Consider the following 26,760-nt stretch of genomic DNA (forward strand, 5'->3'; position numbering starts at 1 on the left):
TCCGCTCGCAGACAGCACCGATGACCCATGTCTGATTCCAACCCGTCTCCCGCGCCTGTCGCCGCTGTCGATCCGGCCTTGCTGGCCTTGCGCACGCAGATCGACGCGCTCGACCGCGAGCTGCTGGCGATGCTCAACCGCCGTGCCGGCCTGGCCCAGCAGGTGGGCGAGATCAAGAAGCACGAGGGTTCGGTGGTGTTCCGCCCCGAGCGCGAGGCGCAGGTGATCGACGGGCTCAAGGCCGTCAATCCGGGCCCGCTCAAGAGCGAGAGCGTGGCGCCGATCTGGCGCGAGATCATGAGCGCCTGCCGCTCGCTCGAGACGCCGACCCGGGTGGCCTATCTCGGCCCGGCCGGCACGTTCAGCGAGCAGGCCGCGCTCGGTTTCTTCGGCAGCTCGATCGTGCGGGTGCCGTGCGGCAGCATCGACGAGGTGTTCCGCGCCACCACCGCCGGCGCGGCCGATTTCGGCGTGGTGCCGGTCGAGAATTCGACCGAAGGCGTGGTGGCGCGTTCGCTCGACCTGTTCCTGACCACGCCGCTGTTCATCATCGGCGAGACCAGCCTGTTCGTGCGCCACAACCTGCTGCGCAAGCAGGACACGCTGGCCGGCATCAGCGCGGTGTGCGCGCATCCGCAGGCGCTGGCGCAGTGCCACGGCTGGCTGAGCTACCACCTGCCCGACGTCGAGCGCCGGCCGGTGTCGAGCAACGCCGAAGGCGCCCGCCTGGCCGGCCTCGATCCGAGCCTGGCGGCGATCGCCAGCGAGCGCGCGGCCAGCGAATGGGGCCTGCACGTGGTGTCGCCGGCGATCCAGGACGACGCCAACAACCGCACCCGCTTCGCCATCGTCACGCACCCGGAGCGCCATCCGGCGCCGCAGGCCTCGGGCCACGACTGCACCAGCCTGGTCGTGTCGGTCATCAACCGCCCGGGCGCCGTGCACGACATCCTCGTGCCGCTGAAGGTGCACGGCGTGTCGATGAGCCGCTTCGAGTCGCGCCCGGCGCGCTCGGACCAGTGGGAGTACTACTTCTACATCGACGTGCAGGGTCATCCCGAGACGCCGGCCGTGGCCACCGCGCTGAAGGAACTGCGCAGCGTGTGCGCCTACTTCAAGGTGCTGGGCACCTATCCGATCGACGTGCACTGAATCCGTCCAAGAAAGCGCAGGCATGGCGATGTTCAAACAACTGGGCGTGATCGGCTGCGGCCTGATGGGGGGCAGTTTTGCGCTCGCCCTCAAGCGTGCGGGCCTGGTGCAGCGGGTGGTGGGCTACAGCAAGTCGCCGTCGACGGTGGAGCGCGCCAAGCGCATGGGCGTGGTCGACATCGGCGCCGAATCGGCGCTGCTGGCGGTTTCGGGCTCCGACATCGTGCTGATCTCGGTGCCGGTGGCGGCCAGCGAAGCCACCTTCAAGGCGATCCGCCACGGCGTCGAGCCGGGTGTGCTGGTGATGGACGTCGGCAGCACCAAGCGCGAGGTGGTCGATGCGGCGCGCCGCGTGCTCAAGGAACGCCTCACGAGCTTCGTGCCGGCGCACCCGATCGCCGGCAAGGAAGTCGCCGGAGTCGATCACGCCGATTCGCAGCTCTACCAGGGCAAGCAGGTCATCCTGACGCCGCTGGCGCAGACCGATCCGGTGCTGGTCCAGAAGGCCACCGACGTGTGGGCGGCGATCGGCTGCCAGGTGCTGCGCATGACGCCCGAGAACCACGACACCGCGTTCGCCGCCGTCAGCCACCTGCCGCACATGCTGGCGTTCGCGTATTTCAACGCGGTGATGTCGCAACCGGCCGGGCGCGAGTTCCTGTCGCTCGCCGGCCCCGGTTTCCGCGATTTCACGCGCATCTCGGCCAGCGATCCGACGGTCTGGCGCGACATCCTGCTGAGCAACCGCGAAGAGGTCATCAAGCAGTCGCAGCGCCTGCGTCACGCGCTCGATGCCTTCGAGCACGTGATGCGCTCGGGCAACCAGGAGGCGCTCGAGGACCTCATCCGCACCGCCTCCGACGGCCGTGCCGGCTGGCAGATGAATGCCCGACCCGGCCCGCCGCGCTGAAACCTCCTTTCCCGGTCCGCATGTATCCGATTCCCTATCTCGACCTGCCGCCGCTCGGCGCGGCTGCCGGCACCGTGCGCCTGCCCGGCTCCAAGAGCATCTCCAACCGCCTGCTGCTGCTCGCCGGCCTGAGCGCGGGCGTGACGACGCTGGTCGATCTGCTCGATTCCGACGACACCCGCGTCATGCTCGACGCCTTGCGCGGCCTGGGCTGCCGCATCGAGCAGCAGGGCCGCCACACCCGCATCACCGGCGTGGCCGGCAAGCCGGCGGTGCTGGAGGCGGATTTCTTCCTCGGCAACGCCGGCACCGCGATGCGGCCGCTGACTGCCGCGCTGGCCGTCATCAGCACCCAGAACGGTGGCCGCTACACGCTCAGCGGCGTGCCGCGCATGCACGAGCGGCCGATCGGCGACCTGGTCGACGCCCTGCGCGCGCTGGGCGTGGCGGTCGAGTGCCTGGGCAACGAGGGTTATCCGCCGCTGCGCCTGGCCGGCGGCAGCCTGCTGCTCGACGCGCCGGTGCGTGTGCGCGGCGACGTCTCCAGCCAGTTCCTGACCGCCCTGCTGCTGGCGCTGCCGCTGGCCGCGGGACCACGAGCCCCCACGCTCGGCACCGACGGGTCCTCGCTGCCCCCCGAGGGGGCGTCGCCGCCTTGGGGCGGCCCGGCGGCGGGCCGCGACGTGGTGATCGAGGTGATCGGCGAGCTGATCTCCAAGCCCTACATCGAGATCACGCTGAACCTGCTGGCGCGCTTCGGCATCGCGGTGCGGCGCGAGGGCTGGCAGCGCTTCACGATTCCCGCCGGCAGCGCCTACGTCACGCCCGGCGAGGTGCACGTCGAGGCCGATGCCTCGTCGGCCTCGTATTTCATCGCGCTCGGCGCGCTGGCCGGCGTGGATGCGCCGGTGCGCATCGAGGGCGTGGGCGCGGCATCGATCCAGGGTGACATCCGCTTCGTCGAGGCCGCCCAGGCGATGGGCGCGCGGGTGATGGCCGAGCCCAACGCGCTCGAGGTGCGCCGCGGCGCCTGGCCATTGAAGGCCATCGAGCTCGACTGCAACCACATCCCCGACGCCGCGATGACGCTGGCCGTGATGGCGCTCTACGCCGACGGCCCGAGCACGCTCACCAACATCGCCAGCTGGCGCGTGAAGGAGACCGACCGCATCGCCGCGATGGCCACCGAGCTGCGCAAGCTCGGCGCGCAGGTGGAGGAGGGGGCCGACCACATCCGCGTCTGGCCGCTGGCGCAGTTCAAGCCCGCCGCCATCCACACCTACGACGACCACCGCATGGCGATGTGCCTGTCGCTGGCGGCGTTTCACACGCTCAAGGGCGCGGCGCCGGTGCCGGTGCGCATCCTCGACCCGAAGTGCGTGGCCAAGACCTACCCGGACTATTTCGAGACCCTGTTCGGCGTGGTCGCGGCCGACGCCGCGCAGATCCCGGTCATCACGATCGACGGCCCGACCGCCTCTGGCAAGGGCACGCTGGCCGCGGGCGTGGCGCAGGCGCTGGGTTACCACACGCTCGACTCGGGCTCGCTCTACCGCGTCACCGCACTCGCCGCGCGGCGCGCCCAGGTGGCGGCCGACGACGAGGCCGGTCTGGCCGCGGTCGCGCGTGGCCTGCACCTGCAGTTCGAGGGCACCAACGTGATCCTCGACGGCGTCGACGTGACCGAGCGCCTGCGTGACGAGGCGGTCGGCGCGATGGCCTCGCAGATCTCGGTCTGGCCGCAGGTGCGCGCCGCGCTGTTCGACCTGCAATGCGGCTTCCGCCAGCTGCCGGGCCTGGTGGCCGATGGTCGCGACATGGGGACGGTGATCTTTCCGCAGGCCGGGCTCAAGGTCTTCCTCACCGCGACGCCTGCGGCGCGCGCCGAGCGGCGGCATAAGCAATTGATTTCCAAGGGAATTCCTGCTAGCCTCGACAGTCTTCGCGCCGACTTGGAAGCGCGTGATGCGCGCGACAAGAATCGCAGCACCGCGCCACTCAAGCCAGCGCAAGACGCGCTTTTGCTCGACAACTCCCTGCTCGGCATCGAGGCTTCGGTGCAGCAGGTGATTGCCTGGTGGAACGCGCGTTTGCCGTTTGACGGCTCGGCTGGCTGCTGAGCTTCGAGCGGCGCCCTGGGTCCGGCACCTTCCCGCCTGTGCGTCCTGCACGCCGAGGTGCCGGTTCAGCAACCTAACCCGCCACGGAAGTGGTCCCAGTCGTCGGCCCGCCCGACGCAGAAAGCCAATCAATGTCCCAAGCAGCATTTGCCTCAGAAGGCATGGAATCCTTTGCCGCGATGTTCGAAGAGTCGCTGCAGCGCTCTGACATGCGCGCCGGCGAGGTCATCTCGGCTGAAGTCGTGCGCGTCGAACACAGCTTCGTCGTCGTCAACGCCGGCCTGAAGTCCGAGGCCTATGTGCCTCTCGAAGAATTCAAGAACGACAAGGGCGAGCTCGAAGTCCAGGTCGGCGATTTCGTTTCCGTCGCCATCGACGCGATCGAAAACGGGTACGGCGACACCATCCTGTCGCGCGACAAGGCCAAGCGCCTGGCTTCGTGGCTGTCGCTCGAGAACTCGCTGGAATCGGGCGAGTTCGTCACCGGCACCGTGTCGGGCAAGGTCAAGGGCGGCCTGACCGTGCTGGTCAACGGCATCCGCGCCTTCCTGCCGGGTTCGCTGCTCGACACGCGTCCGGTCAAGGACATGAGCCCGTACGAGGGCAAGACCATGGAGTTCAAGGTCATCAAGCTCGACCGCAAGCGCAACAACGTCGTGCTGTCGCGCCGTGCCGTGGTTGAAGCTTCGATGGGCGAAGAGCGCGCCAAGCTGCTCGAGACGCTGCGCGAAGGTGCCTTCGTCAACGGCGTGGTCAAGAACATCACCGAATACGGTGCGTTCGTGGATCTGGGCGGCATCGACGGCCTGCTGCACATCACCGACATGGCATGGCGCCGCGTGCGTCACCCGAGCGAAGTGGTGACGGTCGGTCAGGAACTGACCGCCAAGGTCCTGAAGTTCGACGCCGAGAAGAACCGCGTCTCGCTGGGCCTCAAGCAGATGGGCGACGACCCGTGGATCGGCGTCTCGCGCCGCTACCCGTCGGGCACCCGCATCTTCGGCAAGGTCACCAACATCGCCGACTACGGTGCATTCGTCGAGATCGAACCGGGCATCGAAGGCCTGGTGCACGTCTCCGAAATGGACTGGACCAACAAGAACGTGGCTCCGTCGAAGATCGTCGCCCTGGGTGACGAAGTCGAAGTCATGGTGCTCGAGATCGACGAGGACAAGCGCCGCATCTCGCTGGGCATGAAGCAGTGCAAGCAGAACCCGTGGGACGAGTTCGCGCAGAACTTCAAGCGCGGCGACCGCGTCAAGGGCCCCGTCAAGTCGATCACCGACTTCGGCGTGTTCGTCGGTCTGGCTGCCGGCATCGACGGCCTGGTGCACCTGTCCGACCTGAGCTGGAACGAGACCGGCGAAGCGGCCGTGCGCAACTTCAAGAAGGGCCAGGACGTCGAGGCGATCGTCCTGGGCATCGACGTCGAGCGCGAGCGCATCTCGCTGGGCATCAAGCAGCTCGACACCGACCCGTTCACCAACTACACCACGCTCAACGACCGTGGCGCGACGGTGACCGGCAAGGTCAAGACGGTGGACGCCCGTGGCGCTGAAATCCAGCTCAACGAAGAAGTCACCGGCTACCTGCGCGCTTCCGAAATCGCCCGCGAGCGTGTCGAAGACGCCCGCAACGTGCTCAAGGAAGGCGACGAAGTCACGACCATGATCATCAACGTCGACCGCAAGCTGCGTTCGATCCAGTTGTCGATCAAGGCCAAGGACAGCGTCGAGCAGCAGGAAGCCATGCAGCGCCTGTCGGCCGACAACCGCGAAACGGTCGGCAATGCCGGTACCACCAGCCTGGGCGCCCTGCTCAAGGCCAAGCTGGACCAAGGCAACAACTGATCGATAGCCGATCTCGCGCATGACCCGCTCCGACCTTGTCGCCTTGCTGGCTGAACGTTTCAGCCAGCTGACCCATCGCGATGCCGAGTTCGCCGTCAAGACGATGCTCGACGCGATGAGCGACGCACTGGCGCGCGGTCACCGCATCGAGATCCGCGGATTCGGCAGCTTTGCGATCAACCGCCGCCCGCCGCGGGTGGGGCGCAATCCCCGCTCCGGCGAGCAGGTGGTGATCCCCGAAAAGCTGGTCCCCCACTTCAAGCCGGGCAAGGCCCTGCGCGAAGCGGTCGACCAGCGTCAGGACGACGCGCAGGAGGTGCTGGACGTGCGTCCGGCCCGCCTGCAATCGGTCGACTGAGCGCCTCGCATCCCCGCCCCTGTCGAGTGTTCCGGCCCGCCGGCTCATGGATTGAGCTGTCGGGCCGGTTGCGTTTGTGCTCCAGGCGTGGCCGCGTGGGTCGTCGCACGGACGACCAGGGGTGCAGCACTAGAATCCCCGAGTTATGCGCATCATTCACTGGATCTTCCGCGCAGCGGTGTTCTTCGTGTTGTTCGCCTTCGCGCTGAACAACCAGCATGCCGTCGACCTGAACTGGTTCTTTGGCGTGTCGACCCATGCGCCGATGGTGCTGGTGGTGCTCGCCGCGTTCGCGGCCGGCTGCGTGGTCGGCGTCCTGGCGATGCTGCCCGGCTGGTGGCGCCAGCACCGTCGTACCCGTGCCCTCGAGGCCGCCGTGCCGCGATCGGCTGTCCCGCAACCTGCGACCCCCGCAGGCCAGCCCTCCGAGGCAGAACTGCCACATCCCCCCCGCGATGGACTTTGACCTGCAATGGCTGCTGCTGGGCCTGCCGGTGGCGTTCGCGCTCGGCTGGCTGGGCTCGCGCCTCGACCTGCGCCACCTCAGGCGCGAAACCGAATCCTCGCCGCGGGCCTATTTCAAGGGCCTGAACCTGCTGCTCAATGAACAGCAGGACAAGGCCATCGATGCCTTCATCGAGGCGGTGCAGCAAGACCCGGGCAGCACCGACCTGCACTTCGCGCTCGGCAACCTGTTCCGTCGCCGCGGTGAATACGAACGCGCCGTGCGGGTCCACCAGCACCTGCTGGCACGCGCCGATCTGCCCACCAGCGAGCGCGACCGCGCCCAGCATGCCCTCGCCCAGGATTACCTGAAAGCCGGCCTGTTCGACCGTGCCGAGGCGGCCTACAAGGCGCTCGAAGGGACGGCCTTCGCCACCGATGCGCGGCTGGCGTTGCTGACCTTGCACGAGTCCGCGCGGGACTGGAAATCGGCCATCGAAGTGGCCCGCGGGCTCGAGGCCACCGCTGCCGGCAGCTTTGCCCAGCGCATCGCCCACTACTGGTGCGAGCTGTGTCTGGAGGCCGATGCGGCGGGTGACGGCGCCGCCGCCGACGCCGCGCTGACCAAGGCGCGCGAAGTGGCCCCGCAGTCGGCACGGCCGCTGATCCTGTCGGGCCAGCGCCTGGCGCGTGCGGGCCGGCACACCGAGGCCCTGGGCCTGTGGACCGCGCTGTCGACCGTGCACCCGGAAGCCTTTTCAGTCATCGCCGGTGACTATGCCGCCAGCGCCCAGGTCTGCCAGCGTGCCGACGAGGCGCTGGTCCGGCTCAAGGCCCTGCATCTGGCGGCGCCCTCTGCCGACCTGCTGCTGGCTGCGCTGAGCCTGGAGTCCGACGCCGCGGCGCGGCGCCGGATGCTGGTGCAGCACCTCAAGGAAAATCAGAGCCTGAGCGCCGCACTCAAGCTGTTGCAGGACCCGGCCGCCGCGCCGGACGACGATGGCGGCGAAAGCCTGGCCATGCAGCAGGCCGTCGGCAAGGCCTTGCGCCCCTTGCGCCGCTACCACTGCGCGGCTTGCGGTTTCGAGGCACAGAACTACTTCTGGCAATGCCCCGGCTGCCACGGCTGGGACACCTATCCGCCGCGTCGACTCGAGGACATGTAGTCGGCGCGTCGGCCGGCGCCGGGCGCGCTGCGCTCAGGCTTCGACGTGTGGCAAGGCGGCGCGAAAGGCCGCCAGCACGTCGGCCCGGCTCGGCACCTGCCCCTTGCCGCCCAGGCTGCGCACGAAGCCCGCGCCCGTCACACCGGCCAGACCGGGTTCGTGGTCGCAGTAGATGCCCACGGTCGGCCGGTCGAATGCCGCGGCCAGATGCGTGAAACCGGTGTCCAGCCCGACCACCAGCCGCGCGCCGGCGAGCACCGCCGCGCTGTCGCCCACGCTCAGGAACGGCGGCACCACCGCGCCGCTGTCACCCGCGATGCGCCGGGCCAATGCCTGTTCCTGCGGGCTGCCCCACAGGATGACCGGCGTCCAGCCCTGGGCTTGCACCTGCGCGAGCACGGCTTGCCAGTCCGCTTCGGGCCAGAGCTTCTCCGGCCGGCTGGCGCAAGGGATCAGCACGGCATGGGGCGACGGCGGCTGCCAGGTCGGTGTCGGCGCCCGCAGCCCGAAATCCGGTGCGCCGGACGGCAGCGCATAAGCCAGGTGCGCGGCGGCCAGCCGGCGGCTGCGGTCGACCGCATGCAGCGATCGCGACACGGCGGCGCGCCGCTGGTAGAACAGCGCCGCCAGCGGTTCACGGATGCTCTTGCGGTCATAACCGGCGCGCGGGCCGTTCGCCTGCACCGCCCACAGCACGCTCTTGAGCAGGCCCTGGAAGTCGATCACCAGGTCATAGGTTTCGGCCTGCAGGTCGGCGCGCAGTTGCCGGATGGCCGCGCGGGTGGCCGGGTTGCGCAACGACTTGCGCCACTTGCGCCAGGCAATCGGCAGCACCCGCCGCACGGCAGGATGCAGCGCGGCGATCGCCGCGAACGGCGCCTCCACCAGCCAGTCGATCACGGCGCCGGGATGCGCGCGGGCGATGTCGGTGATCGCCGGCAGCGTGTGCACCACGTCGCCCATCGAGGTCGTCTTGACGACCAGGATGCGCAGCGGCCGCTCAGCAACCTCAGCCACGCGCGGCCAGCCGCTCGGCCACCAGGGCGGGGTTGAAGCGCGCGTCGTTGTACATCTTGAACTGGCGGTAGACCTTGAAGCAGGCGCGGCCGGCCACGCACTCGGCCAGCAGGCCGTCGAGGCAAGTCGACAGGTCGACGCGCTGCAGCAGCAGGCGGTCGAGCTTGATCTGGCTGCTGGCGCGGTGTGCATCGTCGACATCGGTGCGCTGCGTCTGCTTGCGCATCGCGTCGATCTTGAGCGCCATGATCGACATCCGATCGACCATGCTGCCGGCGGTCTCGCTGTTCAGCCGTGCGGTGGCGGGCGCGGTGCTCAGCGGTGCGTCGCTGCTGGCCGAGGCCGGATCGACCAGGCCGAGCGCGATCAGCAGGATCTCGTCGACCCGCTCGGTGGCGTCGTTGCGCGCCTGGTTGTAGCCGTCGATCGCACGCTTGTTCTTGGCGATCTCCGCGTCGCTCACCGTGGTGCGCCGGGCCAGATCCTCCTCGGCCCACAGCAGGCAGTTGTTGCGGTGGTTGGTGGCGATCCAGTGCCAGAGCGGCTCGGCAGGGATGAGGTCGACGCTCGCGGGCCAACCTGGATTGGCCAGCAGGTTGTCGTGCAGGTCGGTCACCGCGCGTGCGGTCAGAACGGGAGTGCTCATGGGGCTGGAGCCAGCACGAAGGCCGGCTGGGGGCGGATCGAGAAGCGCGAATTATCGCCGCGCGTCCTGCAGGCCGAGGGCCTTTGCCCAGTCGGCAGCAATCTGTGCCAGCTCGTAGGCGTTCCGAGTCAAGGCTTGCGCGGCGCTCAGATCCGATTCCCGTCGAGATCGGTCGTGTAGATAGTCGCCCAAGCCGTGGGGCCAGTCATCGAGGACCGTGCAGCCACGGAAGTCCTCGTAACTCGGGATCGCGTCGGCAATCACGTTCAACCCGTGCAGACCGGCCGTGAGAACCCGGTTCGCGGTCTTGCACTGCGTGAACGGATTGGACTGGATCGGAATGATGGCTGCGCTGTGCAGCCGCAAGGCGGTGGAGAAGGTGGATTGCGACCAAGGCAGATAGGCGGTCGGCAGACGCCAGCCGTGCAGCAAGCTCCGATAGGCCGTCTCGCTGTTGCTGACGACGGTCAGCGACAGCGGCGCCTCGGCGGCTGCCCGTTCAAGGCTGCTGCGAACCGTCAACAGATCTGCCATGCCACCGTCCACACCTGCACTGCCGTGATTGCCGAACCAGATCAGCCGACGGGCCGGATCGACCCGGGCCTGTGCGAGCCAGCGGCGCAACCGGTGCAGGCGGATTTCGGCTCGAGGTTCGCGCAGGCGTGCCAGCCACGACAAGTCATCGGGCGGTTCTGCCGCGTCGGCAACGACGGCGATGTCTGCCTTCGGCGCCTCTTGTCGGACGACCTGAGCAAGCGATCGAGAGCAGACGATGACCTGATCGACGCGCTGGCAGGCATTTCGGAGGCGATCGGCGCGCTGCTGCAGTGTTCCGTCGGGATCGGCGGAAAAGAAGAAGTGGTTGTCGCAAAGATCGAGAATCAGGCGGGTGCCCGATCGGCTTCGGTACTGCGTCGCCTGTTCGAGCGTCCTGGCGTCGTAGCGCTTGGAGAGCACCAGGGTGTCGGGCACAGGCCCGCCGGGCCGGTGCAGACCGACATCATGGCCCTGATCGCGCAGGGCCTCGACGATCTGAGCACACCGCAGGCGATAGCTGGCAATGCGCGTATCGGTGGTGTGTGGCCACCATTCGATGCGACTCAAGCCTTGGCCTCACGATCCTGCGTGCGCTTGGGCCGAGCCCAGAACTCCATGCGGCCGCTCTGGTGCGTGACGCCCAGGGTCCACGCCAGCCAGCGTCGCAATCTGCGTGCACCACGCGCCTCCTTCAGCCAGAGAAGACATTTTTTTGCGGTCGGCCGATTCCGGCCCGCCAGCCACCACTCCAGGCTGATGAGAAGGTTGCGTTCGTTCGGTTGCCACCGGGTCTGGACGAGTTCCCATCCGGCTGTGTCCAGGACTTGCCTGAGCGTGGCCGGGGTGTAGTGATAGAGGTGCGACGGCAGTTGCAGTGCGTACCAGAGTTCACCAAACAGCCTGCGGTCCAAGGCATTCGCGTCAGGGACCACGCCCACCAGATATCCGTCCGGTTTGAGCCATCGACGAATCTTCACCAGCGCCTGAACCGGGTCATGAAGGTGTTCCAGCACCATCCATGCGGTGGCGACATCCGCCGTTCGCTCAGGGTCGCGGGCCGTCTCGACGCTCGCGGTCTGAACATGGATCCCCATTTCACGAGCGCTTTGAGCTGCCGCATCCGAGTATTCGATGCCCTCGACAGACCATCCTTGCGCGCGCATCTCCTTGAGATAGGCCCCCGAAGCACAGCCGATCTCCAGCATGTGGCCGGGCTCGATCGGTGGCAGTCGCCGGACATCGCGACCCAGCAACCTGGCGATCTTGTCCTTGAACCGGTGACGCCACTTCCTGACCTTGGGCTTGGACACTGCATCCACCGCGCGGTGTGGGGCGTAGTCAGCTGGGTAGTACGCGCCGATCGTCTGCGGTGTCGGGCGCGGATCTGTCCGCATCAAGCCGCAGTGCTGGCAGCGCACCACCGTGAATCGGCCCGGGATGCCGTGAATCCTGTCCTGCCCGACGAGCACGGATTGGTCGGCCGGTTCGCATCCGTTCGGGCATGGCCTGCTTTCCAGGCTCACACCTGCGGGGTAGTTCGGCTCGGGTGATGTCATCAAGTCCTCATTGGCTGCGGTTGTCCCGTCATCCGCACGCGATGGCGCATCAGCTGCAGACCGCGCGATTATCGATCGAAGCATCCATGAACAACCCGTTTGCGCCAAGTCGCGTCCGGTGTCGAGAAGCGGGGTAAAGTCTTGGATCAGGTTCGGGTGCAGCAGATCTGGCCCACGGTCATTGACTCAGGAGTTAGGCGAGTGATCAGATTATTTGTCGGTTTCGATCCGCGGGAGGCCGTGGCCTACCACACGTTCTGCCAGAGCGTTCTGGAGTCGGCGTCGGTTCCTGTGGCCTTCACTCCGTTGGTGCTGCAGTCATTGCCGCGATACAAAGAAACACACAACGATGGCAGCAATACCTTTATCTATTCGAGGTTCCTGACCCCGCATCTGTGCGAATTCGAAGGTTGGGCGATTTTTGCGGACGGCGACATGGTCTGCCGATCGGACATTGCCGAACTGTGGAACTTGCGTGACGAGAGCAAGGCCGTACAGGTCGTGCAGCACAGTTACCAGACCAAGGCCACGACCAAGTATCTCGGTAACAAGAACCAGAATTACCCGCGCAAGAACTGGTCGAGCGTGGTGCTCTGGAATTGCGGTCATGCCAAGCATCGAATGCTGACACCCGAGTTCGTGATGGGCCAGACGGGCGCATTCCTGCATCGCTTCAGTTGGCTGGGCGATGCCGACATCGGAGCGCTGCCCGTCGAATGGAATTGGCTGACGACCGAATACGAAGACAATGCCGACGCCAAGTTGCTGCACTACACATTGGGAACGCCCTGTTTCAAGGATTATGTCGATGCCGACATGGCCGAGGAATGGCACGCCGCCCGTGCGCGATCTCAGGACGGAATGAATGTCTAGCCCGCCGCATCGAACTACTCTGGGCGAACGGCCGGCATGCTCGATGTCCTGATCTGTACCAATCTGGTCAATTACACCGTGGCAGTGCACGGTGTACATGCCGGGCAGGATCGACCGGCAATCGTGCTCCACGAGCCATGGCGGTTTTCGACACGGCACCTGAAGCGGGTCTGGCATCTGCCGATCAATATCTGGACTCTGCGTCTGTTGCGTGCTCTCGTGAAGACGGGCGTCGTGCATACCCTGTACCTGCCGCACGATCGATTCAATCGGCGTGTGGTCTGGAGCCGCGATCATGCTCGACGACTGGCGTATCTGGATGATGGCCTGGATACCCATCGTCGAATGCCGCGCAATTTTGATCTGCCGATTCAACCTGGCCGACTCGCTTATCACACGTTTGCCGAGTTCAAGGATCTGCCGGCGTGGCTCGATGGTTTCAACATTGAGCGCGGCACTCGACTGAATGATCTGGTCGCCATGTCTGATCGACCCGTGCTGCCCCTGAGCGGGATTGCGCACGTGTTTGTCGAGTCGCCGGGCTTGCAGGTCGGAGACATCATCGAGCGCCTTCACCTGCCTCATCCGGCGGTGTTGGTGGTTCGTCACCCTGTGCCTGAGAAGCGTGGGCACCTGCCGGCGCAATGCCGCGTGGTGGAGGGCAGTCAATACAACCTCGAGGCCAGTCTTCTGGCGGCAGGCGGTTTGTGTTTCTATTTCGGCGAGACGCTCGCGCTGATGTTTGCGGCACATGCAGGTGCCGCACGGCGCAATCGGATTCACGCTCAGTTGTCGGCCGAGCAGAGGAAAAACCTCACCGGTCTGGCCTGGGTTCAATCCGCCCCCGATGCGACAGGCCTGATGGTCTTGGCCGGTTGACCCGGCCGCACATGCCTTGCCGATCGGACAGCACCTGTGCGCCGACGCGACGACTACGGGCGGTTGAACAGACGCGCCCACGCCATCTGCACGTGCAGCCGCAGCGTGCGTCGATCCCGCATGCCCAGGCGCTTGCGCTTGCCAAGTATCTCGGCCGCCGTGTCGAGTCGATTCGATGCAATCAGGCTGCGGCACAGGTCGTGGGCATCCAGTCCGCGTCCGAATGAATCGGGCAGGTCGCAGATCAGTCGATGCAGCGCGGCTGGTGCCAGCACCTGGTGCATGTTGAACAACCCGTGAAACCCGAACGTCGGCCCGTCAGGCGCCAGTCGTTCGTAGGCAAAACGGGCCGCCAGTCCGGGTTCGGCAAAGCGGATGCCGTGGTCGCGCATCAGACGCTCGCGGTTGTCGTGGCAGATGCAGATGTCCTCGGGGTGGCGGATCACCATCGCCGGGTCGTGCATCGCGCGCAGCAATTTCTTCGATCGCAGCGAGAAGCCGCCGTTGCCCACGCTGCGCTCGGGCGGCTCGCCGCGCAGGGGGGCGCCGATGTAGTCGCAATCGAGGAACTCGGGCTGCCATCGTGTGGCGTCGAGCACGTAGCCATCCCACTGCACGACCAGCACGTGGCGGGTGCCGATGTGCGCATCCAGCCCCTGCAGCATGAACTGCGAGTAGGCCGCCACCGAGTCGATTTCCAGCGGCACGGCGGTGATGTCCGGCGGCATGCGCGCCAGCCAGTCGGGACTGGTGAAAAGCAGGGCGCGGGCAAAGCGCACCTGCGACATGCAGTGCTGCATGGCCGCCAGGGCGAGCGCGGGCGTGCGGGTGTCCACGCAGGCGAGGGTGACGTCGGGCAGGTGCAGCATCGGTCGCCTCAGCGGGCCAGCAGGCGGCAATACAGGGCGATGTGCGCGTCCGCGCAGCGCTGCCACGAGAAGCCGCGGGCATGGGCGGCGATGGCCGCGGCGCGTCCGGGTTGCCGATCGGCCGCCAGCCCGGCCTCGACGACCGAGCGCATCTGCGCACCGTCGAAGCGGTCGAAATAGTGCGCCACGTCGCCGCCCACCTCGGGCAGCGAGGTCAGCCGCGACAGGAACACCGGCTTGCCGAAGTGCATCGCCTCGATCGGCGGCAAGCCGAAACCCTCGGCCAGCGACGGGAACAGGAAACCGGTGCAGTGCGCATACAGCCAGGCCTTCTGCGCCTCGCTGATGTCGAGCCGGATGACGACGTTGCCGAGCGCACGGGCCGCAACCTGCTGCTGCACTTCGGTGCTGTACGGACTGGTCGCGCCGGCCAGCACGATGCGCTGTTCGGGCCAGGCGGCGGCCAGGTCGAGCAGCGCGGCGATGTTCTTGGTCGGCGCCATGCGGCTGATGTGCAGCAGGAAGGGCCGATCGGCCAGGCCGTCGAGCGGCTGTTGCGGCGAGCGCGTCAGGTCGGTGGCGCCGTTGTGGATGACCTGCGGCGCGGTGCGCAGCGGGCCCAGTTCGCGTTCGATGTCGCCGGCCACATGGTGGGTGATCGCGATCGTGGCGTCGGCGTGCGCCAGCCGGTCACGCATGCGCTCGCGGTAGCGCGCCAGCTTGGTGCCGCTCTTGGTGTGCAGGAAGTTCAGGTCGTGCACGGTCTCGATGCGGCGCTGCGTGCCCAGCGGTGCGCGCAGCCGGTTGTGCTGGTGGAAGGTGTGCCACAGCGCAAAGCGCTGCGTGCGCAGGTGCAGCCAGCGCTGCGTGGTGTGGGTGTCGAGGTAGCCGACCGCATCGCCGAATTCGCCGTGGTACGCACGCGGCAGGTGGACGTGGAAGCGGATGCCGTGCTCCTCGCGCAGCCGTGGGGCCTGCTGCGCCAGCGCGAGCGTGAGCTGGCGCGAGAACTCGCCCAGCCCGTCATGCCAATGGCGGATGCGGCCCAGCCCCAGGCCGATGTGCTGCAGCGTCGTCACCGCGGGGTCAGGCTGCGAGCCGGTCGTCGACGCGGGAGAGCACTTCGTCGACCGTCGGCCAGTCGGGCCAGCGGCGCACCACCGTCACGGTCGGCCCCCAGGGCGCCCATTGCTCCGGCTTGGTCGGCCCGAGCACGCTCAGCACCGGCGCGCCGACGGCGGCGGCCAGGTGCGCCGGCCCGGTGTCGTTGGACACCACCAGCGCCGCGCGCCGCAGCAGGCCGCCGTAGACACCCAGCTTGACGCCGGGCAGCAGTTTCACGCCCGGATGCTGCTCGGAGATGATGCGATCCTCGTCCGGCCCGGGGCAGGCGATCACCTGGTGGCCGCGCTGCAGCAGCGCCTGGGTGAACGCGGGGAAGGCCGGCCAGGTCTTGTCCTGCTTCTCGAACTGGCCACCGGCGAACGGGCAGATCACGACGAAGCCGGGGCGCAGGCCGTGGCCGGCGAGCAGCGCATCGGCCTGCTGCTGGTCGGCCGGCAGGGTCTTCAGATCGATCGTGGCTGGCGGTAGTGCGTCGATGTGCAGGAAGCGGCAGGCCAGTTCCCAGTAGCTGGTGAGCGCGTGGCCGCCGTAGGTGATCGGCTCGCTGCGCGCAAGCAGGATGCCGCGCGCCTCCTGCGCATAACCGACCGCCCGCAGGCCGGCCAGCCGCATCTCGAGCGCGCCGGAGAACGAGGTCGGCAGCACCAGCGCGTTTTCGCGGCGGTCGAAACCGCTGTCGATCGCCCGGGCCTGGCGGCGCAGCTCGCGCAGCTGCTGCACACGCTCGCGCAAGGTGGCCGGGCGGCTGTGGGTGGGCCAGCCGTGGCCGGCCAGCAGCGCCTTGGCCCAGCCCTTGCCGACCAGCTGGGGGGCGTATCCGTGGGATTGCAGCAGTTGCAGCGCGGGTACGCCGAGGATCACGTCGCCCACCCAATTGCGCAGACGAATGATCAGAGGACGTGAATTCATCGGCCAACTTTACCATTTGACCCTTGCGGCTCCGGGGTGGCGCGGGGGTGTTCCCCGGCCTGCACACGAGGCCCTCACCACACTCTGGCCGGCCTGTCACTCGCCCCAACGGGTGCCCCCATCGGTGTGACCCTTCAGAGGGATGTCCGCCGGCGCGCGCCCGACTATCTTTGATCGCGTGGCATCCGTCGGGTGCCGCGGGTTCCGCAAACCGCTTGCGGGCGTCGGGCGGCCGGACAGCTCATGAGACAGCTGCCGCGTCGCTGCCATTCGGGGGTACTGTCATGTTCAAGCTCGTGCTGTCGTTTTTCCTGGCCTTGTGCGCCGCGGCGACTTTTGCCGCCGCCGATGTCAACAAGGCCAATCAGGCCGAACTCGAGGCGGTCAAGGGCATCGGGCCGGCGATGTCGGGCAAGATCCTCGACGAGCGCAAGAAGTCGGATTTCAAGAGCTGGGACGACTTCATCGGCCGCGTCAAGGGTGTCGGGCCGGGCAATGCGGCCCGGTTTTCGGAAGCCGGCCTGACCGTCAACGGATCGGCATTCGCCGCGGCAGCCACGGCGGCCAAGCCGGGTGTCGTGGCCAAGGCCGACAAGGCCGTCAAGGACAAGTAGGCCGGCACTGCGGCCAGACGGCCAGGCGGGCGGCGCTCAGGCCGACGCCAGCTGGCGTGCAGTGTTCTGGCCGAGTGCGCTGCGCCAGCCGAAGAAGTCGATCACGTCCTGACGGCGGGCCTGGGTGTCGGCCACGCCCAGCGCCATCAGGGCCTTCGTGTAGTCCGATTCGAACAGCAGATAGCTGGCCAGGGCACCGCCGCGTGCCATGACGCCCTGGCCGCTGACGCCCACCGCACGCAAGAGCGTGCGCACGGCCACCGGCAAGGCGTCGATGTGCTGGGCGGCCAGGTCGTCGAGGCGCTGGCTGGGCGAGATCACCAGCGCCTCGATCGGCCGCAGCGGTGTGCGTGCCCGCGCTTCGGGCGACAGCAGTCGCAGCGTGGCGTTGATGCGCTGCAGCCGTTCGATGTCGACCGCCAGCGCGTCCAGGAAGATGTTCGACAGTGCATGGCCGGCAATCTGCGCCACGCTCGGGTAGCCGTTGCTCTCGGTGCGGCGCCCGGGCGGTTCGTGCATGCGGCCCGCGCCGATGATCAGCACCCGCTCGGCCCCCAGGTGCACGGCCGGCGAGATCGGCGCAGCCTGTCGCATCGAGCCGTCGCCGAACCACTCGGTGTCGTCGACCAGCGGCAGGTTGACGGCCGGGAAGACGAACGGAATCGCCGCCGACGCCAGCAGGTGCTGGGTGCTGAGCGTGGCGCGCACGGCGATGCGCTGCGAGCGGGTCCAGGGTGGCAGGTCGTCCTCGCATTCGTAGAAGGTGACGTGCTGGCCGCTGCTGTAGCTCGATGCCGTGACGGCCAGCGCCCGCAGATGGCCTTGCGCCATCAGCATCGGCAGGCGCTCGAACTGCACCAGCCGGTGCAGCAGCGCCTGCAGCGGACTGTTGTCGAGCAGGGATTTCGGCTTGATGCGCCGCCAGCGGTTGACGGCCCAGCCGATCGACATCATCGTCAGCCACGGCGCGCCGGTGCGGATCATCGACAGCGAATCGGCCCGGTAGACCTGCGCCGCATGCATGTGCCGCCAGACGTCGGCGATTTCCAGCACGGCCCCCTGGAAATGGTCGGCTTGGCAGGCCAGCGCAGCGGCGTTGATCGCGCCTGCCGAGGTGCCGGTGATGACCTGAAACGGATTGACGTCGGCTGCGCCGCAGTCGCGGGCGATGCGGGCAATCGACTTCAGGACACCGACCTGATAGGCCGCCCGTGCGCCGCCGCCTGTCAGCAGCAGCCCGACCGTGCCGCTTGCGGCAGCGGGTGCATCCGAATCGATGGTGCGAGGTGGCAGGGCTGCACTCATGCGTGCAGTCTAGCCATCTCACCCTGCTTGAACCATGGCCTTGGATCGGCGCCGAAGCGGCGGTTTTCAGTCGTGGCCGCGTCCGTGGCCGTGGCCGCGGCCATTGTCATTGCCGTGACCACGCTCGCGCCAGTCGTCACGGCCGTCACGTCGGTCATCGCGGCGATCGTCACGTCGGTCATCCCGGCGGTCATCTCGCCAATCGTCACGGCGGTTGTCTCGCCGGTCGTCGCGGCCGTGGTCACGGCCATGTCGCACGTGCTTGTCGTACCACGTGTGCTGGACGAAGTAGACCGGCACGCCGCAGGCGTCGTAACGCGAACAGTGGCGACGCCAGTTGCGCCGATGCTCGTAGGGCACCCACAGGTAGACCGGATCCTGCCGAACCACCACCGTGCGCGGTGGCGGCATCACGATCACCGGTTGCTGCACCACCACCTGGGGTTGGGGGAAACGACCGATGTCGACTCGACCGAACACGCCGGGTTGGCTGATCTCGATCGAGACTCCCACATCCGGGCCGGCCTTACTGGCCGCTGCGGCACTGAACATCACCACCGCGAGAGCGGACCTGATCCATCGTTTCATCGTTTGACTCCAAAGGCCCGATCGGCCTCGCACTGACAACGGTGCAGTGTCAGGGCGGGATGACGTGTAGGGGTATCAGCGTGTATCTGCCCTTGACGCCAGGCCTCGGGCCGCTGCATGCGTCTTTTTGCATTTCGGGCTTCAGGCCTGTTCTTCGCTGTAGACCAGCCGGGCCTTGCCCTGGCTGCCCACCTGCCAGAGCTTGAGCGCCTCGTCGCTGGGATAGAAGCGCGCGGCTTCGCCGAGATCGACCTCGCCGCAGGCGGATTCCCGCTCGACCACCAGCCGGATCGGCACGCCCTGCACCAGCTCGCCGTGTTCGGTGCTGATGCTCCTGGCCGGAAAGTCGCGCAGCACCTGATCCACCGGCGGCAGGTTGTCGGTGGCCGGCACGCGCAGGTAGCGGCCGTGGCGGCAGCGGGCGGTGGGCAGGTCGAGGATCTGGATCACGTTGAAACGCACGCCGCCGCTGAAACGGTCGGGCTGCGCCTTGCCTTGCAGGATCAGCAGCTCGTCATCCTTGAGCAGCGCGGCGTTGGCGTTGAGCAGTTCCTCGGCCACCACCGCCTCGATCGCGGCGGTCTTGTCGTCGAGCTTGAAGATCGCCACCTTGCCGCGGTGGCCGTTGACGATGCGCAGGTCGGTGACGATGCCCGCCAGCGTCTGCGGATCGCGGCTGTCGGACAGGTCCTCGATGCGGCGCTTGGCGAACTGGCGCACCTCGGCCGCCACCTGGTCGAACAGGTGGCCGGACAGGAAATAGCCGATCGCGATCTTCTCGTGCGACAGCCGCTGCTTGACGTCCCAGGTCTCGGCGGCCACGTAGTCGGGCTCGCGGGTCGAGCTGCCGTGGTCGTCGCCGCCACCGAAGTCGAACAGCCCGCTCTGATCGGCGTGGGCGGCCTGGGTGCCGGCGTATTCGAGCGCCAGGCCGACGCTGGCCAGCAGCTCGGCGCGGCCGTCGAGGCCCTTGGGGTGCAGCTTGTCGAAGGCGCCGGCCTTGACCAGCGCCTCGATCACGCGCTTGTTGATGCTCTTGCGGTCGACCCGGGCACAAAAATCGAAGATCGAGCGGAACGGCCCGCCCTCGTTGCGCGCGGCGATGATGGCCTCGATCGCGCCCTGGCCGGTGCCCTTGATCGCGCCCAGCCCGTAGCGGATCAGCTTGTTGCCGGCCTTGCCCGGTGCGGGCTCGAAGCGGTAGACGCCCACGTTGACATCCGGCGACTCGAACTGCACGCCGAACTTCAGCGCATCCTGACGCAGCACCCGCAGCTTGTCGGTGTCGTCGAGCTCGATCGTCATGTTGGCCGCGAAGAACTCGGCCGTGTGGTGCACCTTGATCCAGGCCGTGTGATACGCCAGCAGCGAGTAGGCGGCGGCGTGCGACTTGTTGAAGCCGTAGCCCGCGAACTTCTCCATCAGGTCGAAGATCTCGTCGGCCTTGTCCTGGCTGATGTTGTTGCCCGCCGCACCCTTGCGGAAGATGGCGCGGTGCTCGGCCATCTCCTCGGCCTTCTTCTTGCCCATCGCCCGGCGCAGCATGTCGGCGCCGCCCAGGCTGTAGCCGCCCAGCACCTGGGCGGTCTGCATCACCTGCTCCTGGTAGACCATGATCCCGTAGGTCTCCGACAGCACCCATTCGACCATCGGGTGCGGATACTCCACCGGCTCCTTGCCGTGCTTGCGCGCGACGAAGCTCGGGATCAGGTCCATCGGGCCGGGGCGATAGAGCGCGTTCAAGGCGATCAGGTCTTCCAGCCGGCTCGGCTTTGCGTCCTTCAGCATGCGCTGCATGCCGCCCGATTCGAACTGGAACACCGCCTCGGTCAGCCCATCCGAAAACAGCTTGTAGACCGCCGCGTCGTCGAGCGGGATGGTCTCGAAGGCGAAATCCTTGCGGTTCTCGTGGCGCGCGACGATGAATTCCTTGGCCAGCTCCAGGATCGTCAGCGTCGCCAGGCCCAGGAAGTCGAACTTGACCAGGCCGATCGCCTCGACGTCGTCCTTGTCGTACTGGCTGACCGCCGAATCGCTGCCGGGCTGCTGGTAGAGCGGGCAGAAGTCGGTGATCTTGCCCGGCGCGATCAGCACGCCGCCGGCGTGCATGCCGATGTTGCGCACCATGCCCTCGACGCGCATCGCCAGGCTCAGCAGCTCGGCGACTTCTTCTTCGTTCTTCTCGCGCTCTTCCAGTTCGGGTGCTTCGAGGCGGGCGTAGATCACGCCGCCGTCGCGGTCCTCGGCCTTCTCGGGCACACGCGCCAGCGTCACGCTCTTGCCCGGCGGCGCGGGGATCAGCTTGGCGATCGAGTCGACGTGGCCGTAGCCCATGCCCAGCACGCGGCCGATGTCGCGCAGCGCCGCCTTGGCCGCCATCGTGCCGAAGGTGGCGATCTGGCTCACGGCCGGGCGGCCGTAACGATCTTTCACGTAGTCGATCACGCGGTCGCGGTTGCCCTGGCAGAAGTCGATGTCGAAGTCGGGCATCGACACCCGCTCGGGGTTCAGGAAACGCTCGAACAGCAGGTTGTAGTGCAGCGGGTCGAGGTCGGTGATCGACAGCACGTAGGCCACCAGCGAGCCCGCGCCCGAACCCCGGCCCGGCCCGACCGGGCAGCCGTTGGCCTTGGCCCAGCGGATGAAGTCCGACACGATCAGGAAGTAGCCCGGAAAGCCCATCTTCAGGATGGTGGTCAGCTCGAATTCGAGCCGCTCCAGATAGCGCGCCCGCTCGGCGTCGCGTTTTTCCGGTTTCGGATACAGCAGCGCCAGCCGCTCCTCCAGCCCCTCGTACGACAGCTGGCGGAAGTAGTCCTCCATCGGCATCGACGAGCCGTCGGCCAGCGTCGGCGTCGGAAAGTTCGGCAGCTGCGGCTTGCCCAGCACCAGCCGCAGGCTGCAGCGGCGGGCGATCTCCAGCGTGTTGGCCAGCGCGGTGGGCACGTCGGCAAACAGCGCCTCCATCTCGGCCTGGGTCTTGAAATGCTGGTCGCGGCCAAAGCGCCGCGGGCGCTTCGGGTTGGCGATGGTCTCGCCCTCGGCCACGCACACGCGCGCCTCGTGGGCGTCGAAATCATCGGGCGCCAGATACTGGATCGGGTGCGTGGCCACCACCGGCAGCTGCAGCTGCGCGGCCAGCGGCACGGTGGCGAGCACCAGCGCATCGTGGCCGGGCAGGCCGGCGCGCTGCACCTCCAGATAGAAACGGCGCGGGAAGATCGCCGCCAGCTTGCGCGCCAGCTCGGCCGCTCGCACCGTGTCGCCCTGCGCCAGCGACTGGCCGACGCAGCCCATCAGCCCGCCCGACAGCGCGATCAGGCCGCCGTTGAGTTCGTCCAGCCACTCCCACTTCACCCACGCCTGGTTGCGCTGCACGTTCTGCACCCAGGCGCGCGACAGGATCTCGCACAGGTTCAGATAACCGGGCTCGTTCTGCACCAGCAGCAGCAGCCGTGTGGCGGGGCGCACCTCGCCGGCGGCGCCGATGCCTTCGGGTTCGAGCCAGATGTCGGCGCCGATGATCGGCTTGACGCCCCGCTTGTTCGCTTCCTTGTAGAACTTGATCGCGCCGAACAGGTTGGCCAGGTCGGTGATCGCCAGCGCCGGCTGGCCATCCTTGGCCGCGGTCTTGACGATCTCGTCGATCCGCAAGGTGCCGTCGACGACGGAGTATTCGGTGTGGGTGCGCAGGTGGACAAAACTCATCGCCAGATTGTAGGGAGGGCGTTTTCGGGCTTTGACGCAGGTCTTTTTACAATCGCCGGCGTGAAACCGCCCATCCTCAACCTCTCGTCCTACAAGTTCGTCACCCTGGCCGACGCCGCCACGCTGCGTGCGCAGATCCAGGGCCAGGCCAACGCCTGCCGCCTCAAGGGCACCGTGCTGCTGGCCGAGGAGGGCATCAACCTCTTCGTCGCCGGGCCCGAGGCCGGCGCGCGGGCCTTCATCGACTACCTGCGTTTCGATCCGCGCTTGGCCGATCTGGCGCCCAAGGAAAGCTGGAGCGAGGCGGTGCCGTTCAAGCGCATGAACGTCAAGCTCAAGCGCGAGATCATCCGCATGAACGAGCCGGCGATCCGCCCCGAAGCCGGCCGCGCACCCAGCGTGGCGCCGCAGGTGCTGGCGCGCTGGCTGGCGCAGGGCCACGACGACGCCGGCCGGCCGGTCGTGACGCTCGACACCCGCAACGCCTTCGAGGTCGACCACGGCACCTTCGAGGGCGCGATCGACTGGCGCATCGGCAAGTTCAGCGAGTTTCCGGCCGCCGTGCAGGCGCACCGCGCGCAGCTCGAAGGCAAGACGGTGGTGAGCTTCTGCACCGGCGGCATCCGCTGCGAGAAGGCCGGCATCTACCTGCAGGCGCAGGGGCTCGACAACGTCTACCAGCTCGAAGGCGGCATCCTCAAGTATTTCGAGCTGACCGACGGCGCGCCGGGCTGGCGCGGCAGCTGTTTCGTGTTCGACGAGCGCGAGGCGCTGGGCGCGCAGCTGGTGCCGACACGCACCTGAGCGCCTGAACCGGAGCTTGCGGCTCGGCGCCGCAACAGACCGCCGGCGCCGACCGCGATCGGCACGCCATCCGACTGCGGGCATAAAATGAAGTGCAGCTAAACCATCTGCAAAAAGATTAGAGGAACTAAATGATGTTGGACCTCCAAGCCTTGCGCGCACTGGCCGCGGTCCTGCGGGAAGGCAGCTTCGAACGCGCCGCCCGGCAGATGCATGTCACGCCGTCGGCGGTGTCGCAGCGCATCCGCGCGCTCGAAGAGCGCCTGGGCTGCGTGCTGCTGGTGCGCACCTCGCCCGTCACCGCCACCGAAGAAGGCGCGCGGCTCTATTTGCATTTTTTGCAGATCGAGGTGCTCGAGGCCGATCTGGCGCGCGATCTGCAGCCGCTCGGTGATGCCGCCTCGCGGCGTGGTCGCAGCATCCGGGTGGCGGTCAACGCCGACAGCCTGGCGACCTGGGTGATCCCGGCGCTGGCCGATTTCCATGCCCGCAGCGGCGACACGGTGGCGCTGCACGTCGACGATCAGGACCACACCCGCGAGTGGCTGCGCTCGGGCACGGTGTTCGCCGCGGTGACGGCGGCGTCGGAGCCGGTGGCCGGCTGCAGGGTCGACCCGCTCGGCTCGATGCGCTACTGCGCCGCCGCCAGCCCCGAGTTCGCGAAACGCTATTTCGAAGCGCGCGATCTGCAGGCCGCATTCAGCGAGGCGCCGATGCTGGTCTTCAATCAGAAGGATCAGCTCCAGCACCGGTTCCTGAACGAGCTGCTGGGGGATGCCGATCCGCACCCGCCGGTCTGGTGGCTGCCGTCGACGCATGCGTTTCTCGACGCCGCCCGCGCCGGCCTGGGCTGGGGCCTGCACCCGCTGCCGCTGGTGGCCGACGATCTGGCCAGCGGCCGGCTGGTCGACCTGAGCCCCGGCCACAGCCTGGACGTGCCGCTGTTCTGGCAGAGCTGGCGGCTCGACTCCGAAACCGTGCACACGCTGCGCAGCTGCATGCTGCGCGCGGCCGAGGGCGCCTTGCTGCAGTGAGTCAGCCGCGGCGGTCGAGCTCGGCGCCGAGTTCCTGGTAGATCCGGTAGCGGTTGGCGGCGATCTCGCCGCGCTCGAGCGCGGCCAGCACGCCGCAGTCGGGCTCGTGGGTGTGGCTGCAGTTGGCGAAACGGCAGTGGCCGAGGTGGGCACGCAGGTCGGGCATCCAGTGCGCCAGATCCGGCCGCTGGATGTGCTGGATGCCGAACTCCTGGAATCCCGGCGAGTCGATCAGCGCGCCCTCGCGCCCGCCGTCGAGCCAGTACCAGCGCGTGTGCGTGGTGGTGTGACGTCCGGAGTTGAGCGCGGTCGAGATCTCGGCGGTGGCCGCCTGGGCCTGCGGCACCAGCAGGTTGACGAGCGTGCTCTTGCCGGTGCCCGACGGCCCCAGCACCAGCGTCGAACCTTTGGCCAGACGCGGCGTCAGCATCGCCAGCGCCGCATCGCGGTGGCTGCGCAGCGGGTCGGCGTCCGCGCTCTTCAGACCGGCCTCGCTGCGCGCCTTCAGCGCCACCTCGAGCACCTCGTAACCCATCGCCCGGTACGGCGCCAGGCGCTCGCGCGCCAGGCTGGCCGCCGGCTCCAGGTCGACCTTGTTGAGCAGGATCAGGACCTCGATGCGCGCCTCCTCGGCGGCGATCAGGGCGCGGCTGAGCTGGCTTTCGCTGAACACCGGCTCGGCGGCGACCAGCACCAGCAGGCGATCCAGGTTGGCGGCAAACGACTTGGTCTTCCACTCGTCCTGGCGGTAGAGCAGGTTGCGGCGCGGCTCCATGGCCTCGATCACGCCGGCGTCGCCGCGGCTGTCGGTCACCTGCCAGCGCACCCGATCGCCCACCACCACCTGGCTTTTCTTGCCGCGCGGCTGGCAGATCACCTCGCGGCCTTCGGGCGTCATCACCACGTAGTGGCGCCCATGTCCGGCCACGATCAGGCCGATGTCGAGTTCTGCGTGTTGGGTCATCGAGGCGTCAGTGGCCGGGCAGGGCGGCGAGCCGCTCGCTGGCCGGCGGGTGCGAGTAGTGCACGCGCACGTAGATCGGATCGGGCGTGAGCGTGCTGGCGTTGTCTTCGTAGAGCTTGAGCAGCGCGCCCGACAGGTCTTGCGCGCGGGTCTGGGCGCAGGCGTAGGCGTCGGCCTCGAACTCGTGGCGGCGCGACAGCGCCGCCGTCAGCGGCGTGACGAAGAAGCTGAACACCGGGCCGACCATCATCAGCAGCACCAGCGCCAGGCCGTGGTTGGGCGCCAGGATGTCGGGTGTCACGCCCAGGCCGACGTAGAACGCCGGCTGGCCCATCAGCCAGCCCAGCAGCGCCAGGCTGAACAGCCACACCGCCATCACGGTGGCGATGCGCTTGGGCACGTGGCGGTGGTGGAAGTGGCCGAGCTCGTGCGCCAGCACCGCCTCGATCTCCTCGGGCGACAGGCGCTTGAGCAGGGTGTCGAAGAACACCACCCGCTTGCTCGCGCCGAAGCCGGTGAAGTAGGCGTTGGCGTGCGCCGAGCGCTTGCTGCCGTCCATCACGTACAGGCCCTGGGCCTTGAAGCCGCAGCGCTGCATCAGCGCCTGCACGCGCTGCACCATCGCGGTGTCGGCGAGCGGCTCGAACTTGTTGAACAGTGGCGCGATCACCGTCGGGTAGAGCACCTGCATCAGCAGCGTGAAGGCCGCCAGCAGCGCAAACGCCCACAGCCACCAGAGGCTGCCGGCGCTGGCCATCAGCCACAGCAGCGCCGCCACCAGCGGCAGCGTGATGACCAGGCCCACCGTGCCGCTGACCAGCAGGTCGCGCAGCCACAGGCCGGGCGTCATGCGGTTGAAGCCGAAGCGCTGCTCGATGCGGAAGGTGCGCCACAGGTCGAACGGCAGGTCGAGCGCCGCGCCGATCAGCGTGACGCCCAGCAGCAGGCCGAGCTGATAGGCCATGTCGCCCCAGGCCGGCCGGACCGTGTCGAGCATCCAGGCGTTGAGGGTGTCGAGCCCGCCCAGCAGCGTCCAGCCGACCAGCGCCGCGGCGCTCCAGGCGGTGGTCAGCAGCTCGAAACGCTGGCGCGCGATGGTGTAGTCGGCGGCCTTCTGGTGCGATGACAGGCTCACCACGCCGACGAACGCCGGCGGCACCGCGCCGCGATGCTGCGCCACGTGGCGGATCTGGCGGCTGATCAGCCAAAGGCGCAGACCCAGCATCAGCACCAGGGCGACGGCAAAGAGGATCGTCAGGAATGCAGAACTCATCGAATCATTCTCGCCCATGGTCACGGCCCGGGCGGGCCGGGTGCCCGCAAGAGCCCATG

General features: G+C 67.9%; 24 protein-coding genes. 12 read left to right on the forward strand and 12 right to left on the reverse strand.

Annotated elements, in window-relative coordinates; all coding sequences use genetic code 11:
* Window positions 1–27 precede the first annotated feature (27 nt).
* The 7 genes from pheA (at window position 28) to lapB (ending at window position 8,000) form a co-directional block, all read left to right on the forward strand.
* Window positions 28–1,152, forward strand: coding sequence for a prephenate dehydratase (gene pheA, locus LCHO_RS04790; protein WP_012345995.1), 1,125 nt, complete (start codon window positions 28–30; stop codon window positions 1,150–1,152).
* A 28-nt stretch (window positions 1,153–1,180) separates the two neighbouring features.
* Window positions 1,181–2,062, forward strand: a complete 882-nt coding sequence (locus LCHO_RS04795) for a prephenate dehydrogenase (RefSeq protein ID WP_012345996.1) — start codon at window positions 1,181–1,183, stop codon at window positions 2,060–2,062.
* A gap of 20 nt (window positions 2,063–2,082) precedes the next feature.
* Window positions 2,083–4,182, forward strand: coding sequence for a bifunctional 3-phosphoshikimate 1-carboxyvinyltransferase/cytidylate kinase (locus LCHO_RS04800; RefSeq protein ID WP_012345997.1), 2,100 nt, complete (start codon window positions 2,083–2,085; stop codon window positions 4,180–4,182).
* 161 nt (window positions 4,183–4,343) lie between these two features.
* The gene (gene rpsA, locus LCHO_RS04805; protein WP_012345998.1) at window positions 4,344–6,032 is read left to right on the forward strand and encodes a 30S ribosomal protein S1; all 1,689 of its coding nucleotides are present in this window, start codon (window positions 4,344–4,346) and stop codon (window positions 6,030–6,032) included.
* A gap of 19 nt (window positions 6,033–6,051) precedes the next feature.
* Window positions 6,052–6,390, forward strand: coding sequence for an integration host factor subunit beta (locus LCHO_RS04810; RefSeq protein WP_012345999.1), 339 nt, complete (start codon window positions 6,052–6,054; stop codon window positions 6,388–6,390).
* A 145-nt stretch (window positions 6,391–6,535) separates the two neighbouring features.
* Complete coding sequence (locus tag LCHO_RS04815; protein ID WP_012346000.1) at window positions 6,536–6,856, forward strand: LapA family protein; 321 nt, start codon at window positions 6,536–6,538, stop codon at window positions 6,854–6,856.
* Window positions 6,846–8,000: a lipopolysaccharide assembly protein LapB gene (gene lapB, locus LCHO_RS04820; RefSeq protein WP_012346001.1), complete on the forward strand. Its 1,155-nt coding sequence runs from the start codon at window positions 6,846–6,848 to the stop codon at window positions 7,998–8,000. Before LCHO_RS04815 ends, lapB begins: the two co-directional genes overlap by 11 nt.
* Before the next feature lie 33 nt (window positions 8,001–8,033).
* Here the strand turns inward: lapB and waaC are convergent, their stop codons facing one another.
* Genes waaC through LCHO_RS04840 form a run of 4 tightly spaced genes read right to left on the reverse strand, consistent with a single transcriptional unit; the run spans window position 8,034 to window position 11,756 of the window.
* On the reverse strand, window positions 8,034–9,017 hold the full coding sequence (gene waaC / locus LCHO_RS04825) for a lipopolysaccharide heptosyltransferase I (protein WP_043703867.1): 984 nt from the start codon (window positions 9,015–9,017) through the stop codon (window positions 8,034–8,036).
* Complete coding sequence (locus tag LCHO_RS04830; RefSeq protein ID WP_012346003.1) at window positions 9,010–9,663, reverse strand: DUF4254 domain-containing protein; 654 nt, start codon at window positions 9,661–9,663, stop codon at window positions 9,010–9,012. The genes waaC and LCHO_RS04830 overlap by 8 nt, the downstream gene beginning before the upstream one ends.
* 51 nt (window positions 9,664–9,714) lie before the next feature.
* Window positions 9,715–10,767, reverse strand: a complete 1,053-nt coding sequence (locus LCHO_RS04835; RefSeq protein WP_012346004.1) for a hypothetical protein — start codon at window positions 10,765–10,767, stop codon at window positions 9,715–9,717.
* Complete coding sequence (locus LCHO_RS04840; protein ID WP_012346005.1) at window positions 10,764–11,756, reverse strand: class I SAM-dependent methyltransferase; 993 nt, start codon at window positions 11,754–11,756, stop codon at window positions 10,764–10,766. Before LCHO_RS04840 ends, LCHO_RS04835 begins: the two co-directional genes overlap by 4 nt.
* A 201-nt stretch (window positions 11,757–11,957) precedes the next feature.
* On the opposite strand from LCHO_RS04840, the gene LCHO_RS04845 reads away from it, so the two are divergent.
* Window positions 11,958–12,629: a glycosyltransferase gene (locus LCHO_RS04845; RefSeq protein ID WP_012346006.1), complete on the forward strand. Its 672-nt coding sequence runs from the start codon at window positions 11,958–11,960 to the stop codon at window positions 12,627–12,629.
* Between the two features lie 36 nt (window positions 12,630–12,665).
* Complete coding sequence (locus LCHO_RS23305; protein ID WP_012346007.1) at window positions 12,666–13,508, forward strand: hypothetical protein; 843 nt, start codon at window positions 12,666–12,668, stop codon at window positions 13,506–13,508.
* A 53-nt stretch (window positions 13,509–13,561) separates the two neighbouring features.
* Here the strand turns inward: LCHO_RS23305 and LCHO_RS04855 are convergent, their stop codons facing one another.
* The 3 genes from LCHO_RS04855 to LCHO_RS04865 are packed head-to-tail and all read right to left on the reverse strand — an operon-like array spanning window position 13,562 to window position 16,411.
* The gene (locus LCHO_RS04855; RefSeq protein WP_012346008.1) at window positions 13,562–14,377 is read right to left on the reverse strand and encodes a DUF5672 family protein; all 816 of its coding nucleotides are present in this window, start codon (window positions 14,375–14,377) and stop codon (window positions 13,562–13,564) included.
* Between the two features lie 8 nt (window positions 14,378–14,385).
* The gene (locus LCHO_RS04860) at window positions 14,386–15,456 is read right to left on the reverse strand and encodes a glycosyltransferase family 4 protein (RefSeq protein ID WP_012346009.1); all 1,071 of its coding nucleotides are present in this window, start codon (window positions 15,454–15,456) and stop codon (window positions 14,386–14,388) included.
* 7 nt (window positions 15,457–15,463) lie between these two features.
* On the reverse strand, window positions 15,464–16,411 hold the full coding sequence (locus LCHO_RS04865; RefSeq protein ID WP_012346010.1) for a glycosyltransferase family 9 protein: 948 nt from the start codon (window positions 16,409–16,411) through the stop codon (window positions 15,464–15,466).
* Window positions 16,412–16,695: 284 nt separating this feature from the next.
* Here LCHO_RS04865 and LCHO_RS04870 point away from each other — a divergent pair, with 284 nt between their 5' ends.
* Window positions 16,696–17,025 carry a ComEA family DNA-binding protein gene (locus LCHO_RS04870; RefSeq protein WP_012346011.1) on the forward strand — a complete coding sequence of 110 codons (330 nt, stop codon included), beginning with the start codon at window positions 16,696–16,698 and terminating at the stop codon, window positions 17,023–17,025.
* Between the two features lie 36 nt (window positions 17,026–17,061).
* Here the strand turns inward: LCHO_RS04870 and LCHO_RS04875 are convergent, their stop codons facing one another.
* The 3 genes from LCHO_RS04875 to dnaE all read right to left on the reverse strand — a co-directional run bounded on the left by LCHO_RS04875 (window position 17,062) and on the right by dnaE (window position 22,626).
* On the reverse strand, window positions 17,062–18,330 hold the full coding sequence (locus LCHO_RS04875; RefSeq protein WP_012346012.1) for a patatin-like phospholipase family protein: 1,269 nt from the start codon (window positions 18,328–18,330) through the stop codon (window positions 17,062–17,064).
* 66 nt (window positions 18,331–18,396) lie between these two features.
* The gene (locus LCHO_RS04880; protein ID WP_043703873.1) at window positions 18,397–18,918 is read right to left on the reverse strand and encodes a hypothetical protein; all 522 of its coding nucleotides are present in this window, start codon (window positions 18,916–18,918) and stop codon (window positions 18,397–18,399) included.
* Window positions 18,919–19,059: 141 nt separating this feature from the next.
* On the reverse strand, window positions 19,060–22,626 hold the full coding sequence (gene dnaE, locus LCHO_RS04885; RefSeq protein ID WP_012346013.1) for a DNA polymerase III subunit alpha: 3,567 nt from the start codon (window positions 22,624–22,626) through the stop codon (window positions 19,060–19,062).
* A 60-nt stretch (window positions 22,627–22,686) separates the two neighbouring features.
* Here dnaE and LCHO_RS04890 point away from each other — a divergent pair, with 60 nt between their 5' ends.
* Both LCHO_RS04890 and LCHO_RS04895 read left to right on the forward strand, forming a co-directional pair.
* Entirely contained in the window at window positions 22,687–23,430 is a 744-nt protein-coding gene (locus tag LCHO_RS04890; RefSeq protein WP_012346014.1) for a sulfurtransferase, read from the forward strand.
* Between the two features lie 134 nt (window positions 23,431–23,564).
* Window positions 23,565–24,464 carry a LysR family transcriptional regulator ArgP gene (locus LCHO_RS04895; RefSeq protein WP_043704853.1) on the forward strand — a complete coding sequence of 300 codons (900 nt, stop codon included), beginning with the start codon at window positions 23,565–23,567 and terminating at the stop codon, window positions 24,462–24,464.
* Window position 24,465: 1 nt separating this feature from the next.
* Here the strand turns inward: LCHO_RS04895 and rsgA are convergent, their stop codons facing one another.
* Window positions 24,466–25,428, reverse strand: a complete 963-nt coding sequence (gene rsgA, locus LCHO_RS04900) for a ribosome small subunit-dependent GTPase A (RefSeq protein ID WP_012346016.1) — start codon at window positions 25,426–25,428, stop codon at window positions 24,466–24,468.
* A 7-nt stretch (window positions 25,429–25,435) separates the two neighbouring features.
* Entirely contained in the window at window positions 25,436–26,701 is a 1,266-nt protein-coding gene (locus tag LCHO_RS04905) for a M48 family metallopeptidase (protein WP_043704854.1), read from the reverse strand.
* Window positions 26,702–26,760: the final 59 nt, after the last annotated feature.

This window comes from Leptothrix cholodnii SP-6, from assembly GCF_000019785.1.
Taxonomy (GTDB): Bacteria; Pseudomonadota; Gammaproteobacteria; order Burkholderiales; family Burkholderiaceae_C; genus Sphaerotilus; species Sphaerotilus cholodnii.